Genomic DNA, 12,479 nt, shown 5'->3' on the forward strand with positions numbered 1-12,479 from the left:
GACGCATCGCACCACCCCTGCTGACCAGCGCCTCCACCGGCCCGGAGGGACGATCGTGCACCGGCTGTCAGTGCCCACCGCTAGCCTCTGACGACATGCCCGCCCGTATCACCGACCCCGAGCAGCTCAAGGAGCTCCTCGGCATCCCGTTCACCCCGGAGCAGATGGTCTGCATCACCGCACCGCCGGCTCCGCAGGTGATCGTGGCCGGAGCCGGTTCGGGCAAGACCACGGTGATGGCCGCACGCGTGGTGTGGCTGGCCGGCACCGGCCAGGTCGCCCCCGAACAGGTCCTCGGCCTGACCTTCACCAACAAGGCCGCCGGCGAACTCGCCGAACGCGTCCGCAAGGCCCTGATCCGGGCCGGCGTCACCGATCCCGATGTCATCGACCCGGACAACCCGCCCGGCGAACCGGTGATCTCCACCTACCACGCCTTCGCCGGCCGGCTGCTGACCGACCACGGCCTGCGCATCGGGCTCGAACCGACGTCTCGCCTGCTCGCCGACGCCACCCGCTACCAGCTCGCCGCGCGCGTGCTGCGCGAGGCGCCCGGCCCCTACCCGGCGCTGACCCGCTCCTTCGCCGACCTCGTCAGCGACCTCCTCACCCTCGACGCCGAGCTCGCCGAACACCTCGTACGCCCCGAGGACCTGCGCGCCCGGGACGCCGACCTGCTGCGCACCCTCGCCGGCGCCAAGCTCACCAACGCCGACCTGCGCAAGGTCCCCGAGACGGCCGCCGCCCGGCGCGAACTCGCCGAGCTGGTGCTGCGCTACCGGACCATCAAGCGCGAGCGGGACCTGCTCGACTTCGGCGACCAGATCGCCCTCTCCGCGACCCTCGCGCAGATCCCCGAAGTGGGCCGGGCCCTGCGCGAGGAGTTCCGCGTGGTGCTCCTCGACGAGTACCAGGACACCTCGGTGGCGCAGCGCGTCCTCCTGGCGGGCCTGTTCGGCGGCGGCACCGGCCACCCGGTGACCGCCGTCGGCGACCCCTGCCAGGCCATCTACGGCTGGCGCGGCGCGTCCGTCGCCAACCTCGACGACTTCCCCGAGCACTTCGCACACCCCGACGGACGCCTCGCCACCCGCCAGGCACTCAGCGAGAACCGCCGCAGCGGCGGCCGCCTCCTCGACCTCGCCAACGCTCTCGCCGAGCCCCTGCGCGCCATGCACGCGGGCGTGGAAGCCCTGCGCCCGGCCCCCGGCGCCGAGCGGGACGGCACGGTCCACTGCGCCCTGCTGCGCACCCACGCCGAGGAGATCGACTGGGTCGCGGACTCCATCGCCCACCTCGTCCACACGGGGAAGGCGCCCGGCGAGATCGCCGTCCTGTGCCGCACGGCGACCGACTTCGCCCAGATCCAGGGCGCCCTCGTCGCACGGGACATCCCCGTCGAAGTGGTCGGCCTCTCCGGGCTGCTGCACCTGCCCGAGGTCGCCGACCTGGTCGCCGTCTGCGAGGTGCTCCAGGACCCCGGCGCCAACGCCTCCCTGGTCCGCCTGCTGACCGGCCCGCGCTGGCGCATCGGCCCCCGCGACCTCGCTCTGCTGGGGCGGCGCGCCCGCCTGCTCGTGTCCCACGCGCGCGTGGACGCCGGGGACGACCCGGATCGCCGGCTCGCCGAGGCCGTCGAAGGGGTCGACCCGTCCGAGGTGATCTCACTGGCGGACGCACTCGACACGTTCCTCGAATCACCCGTGGACGGCGCCGGGGACGACGACGGGCTGCCCTTCTCGCCCGAGGCGCGCGTGCGGTTCGCACGCCTGGCGGCCGAACTGCGCGAACTGCGCCGCTCACTGGCCGACCCCCTGATGGACGTCCTGCACCGCGTCCTCACCGTCACCGGCCTGGAGGTCGAGCTGTCGGCGTCCCCGCACGCCCTCGCCGCACGCCGCCGCGAGACGCTGTCCAACTTCCTGGACATCGCCGCGTCCTTCGCCGCGAACGAGAGCGAGGCGAGCCTGCTGGCCTTCCTCGGCTTCCTGCGCACCGCGGCCCAGTACGAAAAGGGCCTCGACAACGCCCTCCCCGGCGGGGAGAACACCGTCAAGGTGCTCACCGCGCACAAGTCCAAGGGCCTGGAGTGGGACGTCGTCGCCGTCCCCGGCCTGGTCACCGGCACCTTCCCCAGCAGCCAGGGCCGCGAGAAGTGGACCACACAGGCCAAGGTGCTGCCGCACGGGCTGCGCGGCGACGCCGACACCCTGCCCGACATCGAGACCTGGGATTCCCGGGGCATGAAGGCCTTCCACGAGGCCATGAAGGACCACCAGCACACCGAGGAGCTCCGCCTCGGCTACGTCACCTTCACCCGCCCCCGCTCCCTGCTCCTCGGCTCCGGCCACTGGTGGGGCCCCAGCCAGAAGAAACCCCGCGGCCCGTCCGACTTCCTCATGGCCCTGTACGACCACTGCACCGCCGGCCACGGCGAGATCGAGGCCTGGGCCGACGCACCCGAGGAGGACGAGGAGAACCCCGCGCTCAACCGGGCGACCGCCGACCAGGCCTGGCCGCTGCCCCTGGACGACGTCGCCCTGACCCGCCGCCGCGCCGCCGCCGAGACCGTCCTCGCCCACCTCGAGACCCTCGCCACCGGGGACGCCGGCCACCCGGTGGCCACCCACGACCCCGACACCCACGAGGACCCGGACTGGCCCGCACCGCCGGACGACGAAGAGCTCGCATACGACGAGCCACCCTCGCACGACGAACCCGACCCCTTCGAGGAGGATCCGGCCGACTGGGACGCGTGGACCACCGACCGGCCCACGGTCCCGCACCAGGCGACGGCCCCCGAGCCGCCCGTCGCCCGCACCCACCCCGCCGAACCCGACCCCACCGCGCTCCTCACCCCGGAGGAGGCCCGCACCGTCGCCTCCTGGGACCGCGACCTGGACGCCCTCACCGGGGAACTCCTGCGCGCCCGGGAGAGCGTCACGGAGGTCCCCCTGCCGACCACACTCACCGCGTCCCAGCTGCTGCGCCTGACCGTCGACCCCGACGGATTCGCGCAGGAACTCGCGCGCCCCATGCCGCGCCCCCCGCAACCGGCCGCGCGCCGGGGCACCCGGTTCCATGCCTGGGTGGAATCCCGCTTCGAAGAGTTGACGCTGCCCATGCTGGAGCCCGAGGAGCTGCCCGGCGGCGAGGCGGAGATCGCCGACGAACGCGACCTCGAGGCCCTCAAGGACGCCTTCGAACGCACCGAGTACGCACACCGCACGCCCTACCGCGTCGAGGCCCCCTTCCAGCTCGCCCTCGCCGGCCGCGTCGTACGGGGCCGTATCGACGCCGTCTACCGGCACGACGACGGTGCGGAGACGACGTACGAGATCGTCGACTGGAAGACCGGCCGCGGTCGGACCGCCGACCCGCTCCAGCTCGCCGTGTACCGGCTCGCCTGGGCCGAGCAGCAGGGAGTGCCGCCGGAGTCGGTCACGGCCGCGTTCCTGTACGTGCGCAGCGGCGAGGTGGTCCGGCCCGCGCACCTGCCCGGACGGGAGGAACTGGAGAGATCGCTCCTGGGGCAAGCAGAGTGTGACGAACCGCCCGCCGAGGATGCCGCCACGGGCCGATAGGCTCGTGAACATGAGCCAGACCCCGGACAGCGCCGTCCGCACGTACATCGAGCAGCACCGCGCCGCCTTCCTCGACGACCTCTCCGAGTGGCTGCGCATCCCTTCCGTGTCGGCCCAGCCCGACCACGCGCACGATGTACGGCGCAGCGCCGACTGGCTCGCCGCCAAGCTCACGGAGACCGGCTTCCCGACCGCCGAGGTCTGGGAGACCCCGGGCGCCCCCGCGGTCTTCGCGGAGTGGCCCGCCGCCGACCCGCAGGCGCCGACCGTCCTTGTCTACGGTCACCACGACGTCCAGCCCGCCGCCCGAGAGGATGGCTGGGACAGCGAGCCCTTCGAACCCGTAGTCCGCGGAAACCGCCTCTACGCGCGCGGGGCGGCAGACGACAAGGGCCAGGTGTTCTTCCACACACTCGGCGTCCGCGCCCACCTCGCCGCCACCGGCCGCACCGCCCCCGCCGTCCACCTGAAGCTCCTGATCGAGGGCGAGGAGGAGTCCGGCTCCCCGCACTTCCGGGCCCTCGCCGAGAAGCACGCGCACCGCCTCGCCGCCGACGCCGTGATCGTCTCCGACACCGGCATGTGGGCCGAGGACACCCCCACCGTGTGCACCGGCATGCGCGGCCTCGCCGAGTGCGAGATCCACCTGTACGGCCCCGACCAGGACATCCACTCCGGCTCCTTCGGCGGTGCCGTGCCCAACCCGGCGACCGCCGCCGCACGCCTGGTCGCCGCCCTGCACGACGAGCACGCGCGCGTGGCCGTCCCCGGCTTCTACGACGGCATCGTCGAGCTCGCCGACCGCGAGCGCGCACTCTTCGCCGAACTCCCCTTCGACGAGCAGAGTTGGCTGCGCACCGCCAAGTCGTACGCCACCCACGGCGAGGCCGGACACACCACCCTGGAGCGCATCTGGGCCCGCCCCACCGCCGAGGTCAACGGCATCGGCGGCGGCTACCAGGGCCCCGGCAGCAAGACGATCATCCCGTCCTCGGCCATGGTGAAGCTCTCCTTCCGCCTGGTCGCCGGCCAGGACCCCGACCACATCGAGAAGGCGGTCCGCGCCTGGGCCGCCGAACAGGTGCCCGCCGGCATCCGGCACGAGATCACCTTCGGCTCGGCCACCCGCCCGTGCCTGACCCCGCTGGACCACCCCGCACTGCAGTCCGTGGTCCGCGCCATGGGCCGCGCGTTCCAGCAGCCGGTCCGCTTCACCCGCGAGGGCGGCTCCGGGCCCGCGGCCGACCTCCAGGAGGTCCTCGGCGGACCCGTGCTCTTCCTGGGCATCTCGGTCCCCTCCGACGGCTGGCACGCCCCGAACGAGAAGGTGGAGCTCGACCTCCTCCTCAAGGGCGTCGAGACCAGCGCCTACCTGTGGGGCGACCTCGCCGAGCACTGGCGCCATGCGCCCTGACCGCCCCACGCCGTTTCCCGCCCTACGTACCGCTGAACCGCCCGCCGACACACATCCGTTCCACCGGGGGAGTTGGAAGCACCCGTGACCACCTGGACCGACCACACCGCCGACCGACCCATCTCGCTCACCGCCCCGAGCGGCATCGACCGCGCCGCCCACCACCGGCTCGACGAGGCCTGGCTCGCGGCGGCATGGAGCCACCCCACGACCCGCTGCTTCGTGGTCTCCGGCGGTCAGGTCCTCATCGACGAGACGGCGGACGGCCGGACCGAACTCGTCATGACCCCCTCCTTCGAGGCGCCGCTCACCGAGGCCCACCGCTACTTCCTCGGTATCGACGAGGAAGGCGTCAGCTACTTCGCGCTCCAGAAGGACTCGCTGCCCGGCCGCATCGACCAGTCGGCGCGCCCGGCGGGCCTGCGCGAGGCGGGCCTGCTGCTCTCCGCGCGCGACACGGGCCTCATGGTGCACGCGGTCGGGCTGGAGAACTGGCAGCGCACCCACCGCTTCTGCTCCCGTTGCGGCGAACGCACGGTCATCGCCGCCGCCGGCCACATCCGCCGCTGCCAGGCCTGCGGCGCCGAGCACTACCCGCGCACCGACCCCGCCGTGATCATGGCCGTCACCGACGAGGAGGACCGCATCCTGCTCGGCCGCCAGGTCCACTGGCCCGAGGGCCGCTTCTCCACGCTGGCCGGCTTCGTCGAACCCGGCGAGTCCATCGAGCAGTCGGTGCGCCGCGAGGTCCAGGAAGAGGTCGGCATCAACGTCGGCCCGGTCGAGTACGTCGCCAGCCAGCCCTGGCCCTTCCCGTCCAGCCTCATGCTGGGCTTCATGGCCCGCGCCACCTCGACCGACATCGACGTCGACGGCGACGAGATCCACGAGGCCCGCTGGTTCTCCCGCGAGGAGCTGTGCGCCGCCTTCGAATCCGGCGAGGTACTGCCCCCCTACGGCATCTCCATCGCCGCCCGCCTGATCGAGCTCTGGTACGGCAAGCCGCTGCCGACCCGCAGCTTCGTGTGAGCCGCGGCATGTGAAAGGGCGGTACCCGAGATGTCTCGGGTACCGCCCTTTTTCGGCTGCCGTGCCGTCCTCAGGCTGACCCCGAGTACGGCCCGACGCTGATCGAGATGATCCGGCGCTTCATCGAGAAGCCGAGCTTCTCGGCCGTCGCCGACTGGCTCAACGAGCAAGGCGTACCCACGGCTCAGGACATCGCTCGCATCCGCGCGGCGGCAGGCGAGAGCACGACTCGGCTGTCCGACCCGAAGCCTCGGGGAGCCAGGTGGACGCCGACCACAGTGCAAGCCGTACTGATCAGCCGCTCCTTGCTCGGGGAGTACGTACGCGCCAGTTCGCCGACACTCGACCGCTCCCACCACTCCGCGTAGCTCTCGCCCGTACCCGTCCACAAGCGTGAATGGCTGAAGAAGCACAAGGGGGCCGCTCACGCGGTCCGCCTTCGCCGGCTGCAAGGTCAAGACGCCCGACTTTCCAGAACGGGAACGTCGCACACTTGGCGTCCGGCATCGGTGTGGTCCCGGTAGCCCTCGGCAGGTGTGAGGGGGATCAGCGCCCGAGCACGTCAGTCCAGCAGCGCGACAGTGAACGTCTCGCGGTGGTCGGTCAGCCAGGCCTGCATGCGGTCCCAGCGTTCCCATCCGCCACGGTCGGCCAGCGCTTGGAGGTAGACAGGATCACCGTCAGCCACGCGGCGGGCGACGAAGGCCCGGCAGATCTCCGTGGCCTGTTCGATCACGCCGGGCAATTCGGCGCGCTCTCCCGCCGAGAGGCCGTAGCCGTCGGCGAGGATCCGCAGCCGTGCAGGCGCATCCAATCCGGCGGGATGCAGGGCAGCTGCGGATACCGGATCAAGCATGGGAACCCAGTAGCGGGCGGCCATGGCTACGTCCCAGAGAGGACGGCCCGGAGCCGCCAGGTCGAAATCGATCAAGGCGGCGGCACGACCGTCGCGGAAGACGACGTTCTCCGGGCACACGTCGTTGTGGCACAACATCGTTCCTCCCTCCGGGTCGGCGAGGTCCTGGGGCCACTCGACGTCTGTGTCGACCGGGATGGTCGCGCTGGCCTCATGCAGGCGGCGCAGCAGGATCCCCACCGATTCGAGAGCGGTTGTCGTCAGCACCCAGGGCGGGAACGGTGGCAGAGCCACGTCGCCAGGAATGAAGGTCAGCTGCTCACGACCGTCAGCAGTCAGACCCACGGGAGTCGGAGCCGCGTCGAAGCCGTGCTCTTTCAGCGCGAGGAGGTGGGCATGGAGGGCGTGTGCGTTGTGCGGTGCCGGACGTTCCACCAACGCACCCCGGCGGAACACCGCCCCCGCGTTCACCATGCCTCCGACCAGCGCCTCGCAGTCCGCGTCGTCCTCGGTCGTCATGTCGATCACGCTACCGCCGGGCCGCCTCGTACAGCCTGGGCATACAAAACCCCCGATCCGGCGCCAGGCCGGTCGGGGGTCATGTGCGTCATGTGAGTCAGACGCCAAGCGCCTGCTTCACCTGCGCAAGGCTCGGGTTCGTCATCACGACCTCAGCGCCACCACTGGAGGGAACTACCTGAACAGTGGGAACCGTCTGGTTTCCGCCATTCGCCTTCTCGACAAACGCCGCGGACTCCGGGTCCTGCTCGATGTTGATCTCGGTGTACGCAATGCCCTCGCGGTCCAGCTGGTTCTTCAGCCGACGGCAGTAGCCGCACCACGTGGTGCTGTACATCGTCACAGTGCCCTGCATCTCGCTCGCGCTCCTCTGGCAGCTCGGGGAAGGTCGTCCAGGGAGGGAACGCACACGACCGGGCCCCCATTCCCACAGGGGGTATGCGGCCCGACGTGATGCCTGCCGCATTAGTACGACTACGGGACCCTCCCTGTGGACAACCGCCACAGCCGTCTCCGGCGACCTGGCAGCATGGCCATGTGACAGCAGCAACGCACTCCACCCTCTTCCCGCAGGTACCGGACTCTGCCGACGCGGTGCTCGAAGGGCTCGACCCCGAGCAGCGCGAGGTGGCCACCGCCCTGCACGGTCCGGTGTGCGTGCTGGCGGGCGCCGGCACGGGCAAGACCCGGGCGATCACCCACCGCATCGCCTATGGGGTGCGCGCCGGGGTCCTCCAGCCCTCCAGCGTGCTCGCCGTCACCTTCACCAACCGCGCCGCCGGCGAGATGCGCGGCCGGCTCCGCCAGCTCGGCGCGCAGGGCGTCCAGGCCCGCACCTTCCACTCCGCCGCGCTGCGCCAGCTCCAGTACTTCTGGCCGAAAGCGATCGGTGGCTCCATGCCCCGGCTCGTGGACCGCAAGATCCAGCTCGTCGCGGACGCGGCAGCCGCCTGCCGCATCCGCCTCGACCGGGGGGAGCTGCGGGACGTCACCGCCGAGATCGAGTGGTCCAAGGTCACCCAGACCGTGCCCGCCGACTACGCGCCCGCCGCCGCCAAGGCCGGCCGTGCGGCCCCCCGTGACCCGGCCGAGGTCGCCCAGCTCTACTCCGTCTACGAGGACCTCAAGCGCGACCGCGCGGTCATCGACTTCGAGGACGTCCTGCTGCTGACCGTCGCCATCCTCCAGGACCGCCACGACATCGCCGACCAGGTCCGCTCCCAGTACCAGCACTTCGTGGTCGACGAGTACCAGGACGTCAGCCCCCTCCAGCAGCGCCTCCTGGAGCTGTGGCTCGGCGAGCGGGACAGCCTGTGCGTCGTCGGTGACGCCAGCCAGACGATCTACTCCTTCACCGGTGCCACCCCCGACCACCTCCTCGACTTCCGCACCCGGCACCCCGGTGCCACGGTGGTCAAACTGGTCCGCGACTACCGCTCCACCCCCCAGGTCGTCCACCTCGCCAACGGTCTGCTCGCCCAGGCGCACGGCCGGGCCGCCGACCACCGGCTGGAACTGGTCTCCCAACGAGCCCCCGGCCCCGAGCCCGTCTACGCCGAGTACGCCGACGAGCCCGCCGAGGCCGAAGGCGCCGCCCGCCGGATCCGCGAGCTCATCGACGCGGGCGTCCCGGCCGCCGAGATCGCCATCCTGTTCCGCACGAACGCCCAGTCCGAGACCTACGAGCAGGCCCTCGCCGACGTCGCGGTCCCGTACCAGCTGCGCGGCGCCGAGCGCTTCTTCGACCGTCCCGAGGTCCGCAAGGCGGGCATCGCGCTGCGCGGCGCGGCCCGCTTCGGCGGCAACGACTCCCTCCTGGACGACGTCGTGACCCTGCCGTCCCAGGTGCGCGCGGTGCTCTCCGGCGAGGGCTGGACCAGCGAGCCCCCGGCCGGCTCCGGCGCCGTCAGGGAGCGCTGGGAGTCGCTGGCCGCCCTGGTCAACCTGGCCCAGGACTTCGCCGCCGCCAGACCCGACGCCACGCTCGGGGACTTCGTCGCCGAACTCGACGAGCGGGCCAACGCCCAGCACGCCCCGACCGTCCAGGGCGTCACCCTCGCCTCGCTGCACTCCGCCAAGGGCCTGGAGTGGGACGTCGTCTTCCTGGTCGGTACCGCCGAGGGCATGATGCCGATCACCTACGCGAAGACGGAGGAGCAGATCGAGGAGGAGCGGCGCCTGCTCTACGTCGGCGTGACCCGTGCCAGAGAACGGCTCCACGTCTCCTGGGCGCTGGCTCGATCGCCCGGCGGCCGCCCCGTCCGCCGAGCGAGCCGCTTCCTCGACGGACTGCGCCCCGGCTCGGCCACCACCCTCGGCCGCTCGGCCGCCGGGGCCTCCGGGGGTGTAGAGCGCGGTGCGGTGAACGGCTCCACGGCAGCGGCCCCGCGGCGGACCCAGCGCACCCCGGCCCGTTGCCGAGTGTGCGGACGCACGCTCACCGACGCGGGCGAGATGAAGCTGATGCGCTGCGAGGACTGCCCCTCCGACATGGACGAGGGTCTCTACGAGCGACTGCGCGAGTGGCGCGCGGAGCAGGCCCGGCACAGCGGACAGCCGCCGTTCTGTGTGTTCACTGACAAGACGCTGATGGCCATCGCCGAGACCGTCCCCGGGGACGACGGGGAGCTGGCCCGCATCCCCGGCGTCGGCGTGCGCAAGCTCAACCGCTACGGAGCCGATGTCCTGGCCATCTGCGCAGGCCAGCAGGCTGATTGAGAAGGCGGGGGTGGCTGACGCGAACTCGTCGAAAAAATAGTTTGCGCATGCCCCGGCAATCCCCATAGGTTCTAGGCACGGAAGCGGCGGCCTTCTCCAAGGCCCTGATTCCGTGATGTACTTGCATATCCGAACGGGCTGGTTCACCCCAGTTCCTGAGACGCCGAGAGGAGGCGAGTCCAGTGATCAGCATCAACACCAGCATCATCAGCACGGCCAAAATGACCGATCGCTCGGCCGTCTCCCTGTGCATGCTCGGCGTCTCGAACCTGGGCACCGGTCTGTCCGGCATCTCTGCCGTGCGTCCGGCGTCCTCCGTTGTCATCGCGGGCCTTCCCGTCCGTGAGCGCAATGAGCGACCGACCAAGGCACTGGAAGCAGTAGCGGCACAGGCCCAGGCCTATGCCTTTGCGGCGGCCGGTGCCGGATTCCGGAAGCAGACGACGAAGCATCACCTGATGTGGGCCTTCCGTGGGCCAGAACCCTGGAGTGATCCAGCCTGATCGCCGATCAGGCCGGCGCCTTCAGGGCCGCGGAACCCCATCCGGGATCCGCGGCCCTTCTGTTTTCCCTGAACGGGGACGGCGGAACGAAGGGGCCTCGGGACAAGAAAAGAACCCGGTACCAAGCCGACACCCGGTCAACCGGCCGGACCGACCAGACGAGGAAGACGAACCGTGCAACTCGAAGCGCACGCCCCGTCCGTACCGCCTTCCGAAACGATCCCCCCGCCCGGCCTCACGGAGGACTCCACCTTGACCCCGCTCACCGCGCTCACCGCGCTCGACGACGCCATCGAGAACCTCGGCGTACCCGTCCCCTGCCGTTCCTACGACCCGGAGGTCTTCTTCGCCGAGTCGCCGGCGGACGTCGAGTACGCCAAGTCCCTCTGCCGCACCTGCCCGCTGATCGAGGCCTGCCTCGCCGGGGCCAAGGAGCGGCGCGAGCCCTGGGGCGTCTGGGGTGGCGAGCTGTTCGTCCAGGGTGTCGTCGTCGCCCGGAAGCGGCCGCGTGGCCGCCCGCGCAAGAACCCGGTCACGGCATGAACACCGCAGGAACGATCGACCGCCCCCTCACGCACGACCCCAAGAAGCAGGCCCCGATGAAGCCGTCCACCAGCGAGCCCGCAGGCTCCGCGACTCCAGACTTCTCCACCACCGGCGCGACCGACTCGCGTCAGAACAGGACCCGAGAGATGCAACTCATCCCAGAAGCCCTGGCTCGTGCGCATATGCACGACCGACTGCATGAGGCCGAGCGGGAACGCCAGTCAGTACGCCTGGTGTCCGCCCGCCGGATGCAGCGCCGGGCCGAGCGCGCCTCGCTGCGCGCCCGCCGCGCGCTCGCCATGGCGGTCATGCAGTAACCGATCACACCTGAAGCGGTGGCCTCCCGGGTCCGGGAGGCGGTAGCTCCCCGTGGGGGCCGGTCCGTCCGAACGGACCGGCCCCCACGGTGCGTTGTGCCGACCGAGCCTTGGCAGGCACCCCGCCTGGTGAGGCGCCCGACGGAGTGCGGGGTTTCAGGGTCCCGGAGTCTCTTCCGCCAGGTCCTTGATCGCTCGCAGACGATGCTCCCACTGGGCGGCCAGTGCGTCCATCCAGCGTGTCGCCCGTTTCATCGGGTGCAACTCGGCTTCGTAGCGGACCTCGCGTCCGGTGCGGTGGGCGCGGACGAGCCCGGCGCGGTCGAGGACGGCCAGGTGTTTGGCCACCGCCTGCCGTGTGACGGGAAGCCCTGCCGCCAGCGATGTCGAGGTGGTGCCGCCCTGTCCGGCGAGGGTGGCGAGGATCTGACGGCGGATCGGATCGGCCAGGGCCACCAGGATGTCCTCAGGCGCCCCTTCGGTGTCGGTGCTGGTGGTCATGTCGTGTCGTGCTCGCAGTCCGTGCGCAGGTGATCGAGTTTGCCGGGCCAGTTCCGGCTGTTGGCGCGGTGGCGGACGGCTGTCTCCTCGCCCGGCAGCCCGAGCCGCGCGAAGCCGCTTTCGACCATGGTGAGCCGGGTGCCTCCAGCGGAGTCCTCCGTGGTCAGGGTGAACTCGACCAGGGTGGCATTGGTGTCGTCGGGCTCCTCTCCGGCCGCACCCTGGGACCAGCGCCAGGACAGGGCGCGCGGCGGCTCGACCCGCTCGATGCGGGCGGGAATGGTGCCGTGCGAGCCATGATCGAAGAGCAGCAGGCCACCGGGGCGCAGGTCGATCTTGACCGGTTCCCCGTTGCCGAACCAGCGGCCGAGGAAGGAGGGCTCGGTGAGTACCGACCAGACCCGTTCCGGGGAGGCGTCGATCACTATGCCGCGTTCGATCGTGTCGGGAACCATGGCAACCTCTTCTCGTCCGGAAGTGCTACCTAAAGGT

12 protein-coding genes are annotated in these 12,479 nt (G+C 71.3%); 8 read left to right on the forward strand and 4 right to left on the reverse strand.

Going from position 1 to position 12,479, the window contains the following annotated elements:
* Positions 1-95 precede the first annotated feature (95 nt).
* The 4 genes from ACWGJM_RS24020 to ACWGJM_RS24035 all read left to right on the forward strand — a co-directional run bounded on the left by ACWGJM_RS24020 (position 96) and on the right by ACWGJM_RS24035 (position 6,395).
* The gene (locus tag ACWGJM_RS24020) at positions 96-3,584 is read left to right on the forward strand and encodes a UvrD-helicase domain-containing protein (protein WP_453413738.1); all 3,489 of its coding nucleotides are present in this window, start codon (positions 96-98) and stop codon (positions 3,582-3,584) included.
* A gap of 10 nt (positions 3,585-3,594) precedes the next feature.
* Complete coding sequence (locus ACWGJM_RS24025; protein ID WP_453413739.1) at positions 3,595-4,998, forward strand: dipeptidase; 1,404 nt, start codon at positions 3,595-3,597, stop codon at positions 4,996-4,998.
* 84 nt (positions 4,999-5,082) lie between these two features.
* A complete protein-coding gene (gene nudC, locus ACWGJM_RS24030; RefSeq protein ID WP_453413740.1) occupies positions 5,083-6,027 on the forward strand; it encodes an NAD(+) diphosphatase in 945 nt (314 codons plus the stop codon).
* A gap of 101 nt (positions 6,028-6,128) precedes the next feature.
* Positions 6,129-6,395, forward strand: coding sequence for a recombinase family protein (locus ACWGJM_RS24035; protein ID WP_453413857.1), 267 nt, complete (start codon positions 6,129-6,131; stop codon positions 6,393-6,395).
* Positions 6,396-6,589: 194 nt separating this feature from the next.
* On the opposite strand, the gene ACWGJM_RS24040 is transcribed toward ACWGJM_RS24035, so the two are convergent.
* Together ACWGJM_RS24040 and ACWGJM_RS24045 are read right to left on the reverse strand one after the other, a co-directional pair.
* Positions 6,590-7,402 carry a phosphotransferase gene (locus tag ACWGJM_RS24040; protein WP_453413741.1) on the reverse strand — a complete coding sequence of 271 codons (813 nt, stop codon included), beginning with the start codon at positions 7,400-7,402 and terminating at the stop codon, positions 6,590-6,592.
* Between the two features lie 97 nt (positions 7,403-7,499).
* Positions 7,500-7,757 carry a mycoredoxin gene (locus ACWGJM_RS24045; RefSeq protein WP_453413742.1) on the reverse strand — a complete coding sequence of 86 codons (258 nt, stop codon included), beginning with the start codon at positions 7,755-7,757 and terminating at the stop codon, positions 7,500-7,502.
* A 182-nt stretch (positions 7,758-7,939) separates the two neighbouring features.
* On the opposite strand from ACWGJM_RS24045, the gene ACWGJM_RS24050 reads away from it, so the two are divergent.
* The 4 genes from ACWGJM_RS24050 to ACWGJM_RS24065 all read left to right on the forward strand — a co-directional run bounded on the left by ACWGJM_RS24050 (position 7,940) and on the right by ACWGJM_RS24065 (position 11,486).
* Complete coding sequence (locus ACWGJM_RS24050; protein ID WP_453413743.1) at positions 7,940-10,120, forward strand: ATP-dependent DNA helicase UvrD2; 2,181 nt, start codon at positions 7,940-7,942, stop codon at positions 10,118-10,120.
* A 182-nt stretch (positions 10,121-10,302) separates the two neighbouring features.
* Positions 10,303-10,623, forward strand: a complete 321-nt coding sequence (locus tag ACWGJM_RS24055; RefSeq protein ID WP_453413744.1) for a hypothetical protein — start codon at positions 10,303-10,305, stop codon at positions 10,621-10,623.
* Positions 10,624-10,797: 174 nt separating this feature from the next.
* Positions 10,798-11,166, forward strand: a complete 369-nt coding sequence (locus ACWGJM_RS24060) for a WhiB family transcriptional regulator (protein ID WP_019072119.1) — start codon at positions 10,798-10,800, stop codon at positions 11,164-11,166.
* Positions 11,163-11,486, forward strand: coding sequence for a hypothetical protein (locus ACWGJM_RS24065; RefSeq protein WP_453413745.1), 324 nt, complete (start codon positions 11,163-11,165; stop codon positions 11,484-11,486). The genes ACWGJM_RS24060 and ACWGJM_RS24065 overlap by 4 nt, the downstream gene beginning before the upstream one ends.
* Positions 11,487-11,642: 156 nt before the next feature.
* Here the strand turns inward: ACWGJM_RS24065 and ACWGJM_RS24070 are convergent, their stop codons facing one another.
* Positions 11,643-11,987 carry an ArsR/SmtB family transcription factor gene (locus ACWGJM_RS24070; RefSeq protein ID WP_453413746.1) on the reverse strand — a complete coding sequence of 115 codons (345 nt, stop codon included), beginning with the start codon at positions 11,985-11,987 and terminating at the stop codon, positions 11,643-11,645.
* Complete coding sequence (locus tag ACWGJM_RS24075) at positions 11,984-12,442, reverse strand: SRPBCC domain-containing protein (protein WP_453413747.1); 459 nt, start codon at positions 12,440-12,442, stop codon at positions 11,984-11,986. Before ACWGJM_RS24075 ends, ACWGJM_RS24070 begins: the two co-directional genes overlap by 4 nt.
* Between the last annotated feature and the right edge of the window lie 37 nt (positions 12,443-12,479).

The sequence above is a fragment of the Streptomyces sp. NPDC054834 genome (assembly GCF_053611185.1).

Bases quoted from the DNA above. Each gene is read 5' to 3' on its own strand.
- ACWGJM_RS24045 (WP_453413742.1), bottom strand. From the start codon at position 7,757: ATGCAGGGCACTGTGACGATGTACAGCACCACGTGGTGCGGCTACTGC.
- ACWGJM_RS24025 (WP_453413739.1), top strand. From the start codon at position 3,595: ATGAGCCAGACCCCGGACAGCGCCGTCCGCACGTACATCGAGCAGCAC.
- ACWGJM_RS24020 (WP_453413738.1), top strand. From the start codon at position 96: ATGCCCGCCCGTATCACCGACCCCGAGCAGCTCAAGGAGCTCCTCGGC.
- ACWGJM_RS24065 (WP_453413745.1), top strand. From the start codon at position 11,163: ATGAACACCGCAGGAACGATCGACCGCCCCCTCACGCACGACCCCAAG.
- ACWGJM_RS24040 (WP_453413741.1), bottom strand. From the start codon at position 7,402: ATGACGACCGAGGACGACGCGGACTGCGAGGCGCTGGTCGGAGGCATG.
- ACWGJM_RS24075 (WP_453413747.1), bottom strand. From the start codon at position 12,442: ATGGTTCCCGACACGATCGAACGCGGCATAGTGATCGACGCCTCCCCG.
- ACWGJM_RS24070 (WP_453413746.1), bottom strand. From the start codon at position 11,987: ATGACCACCAGCACCGACACCGAAGGGGCGCCTGAGGACATCCTGGTG.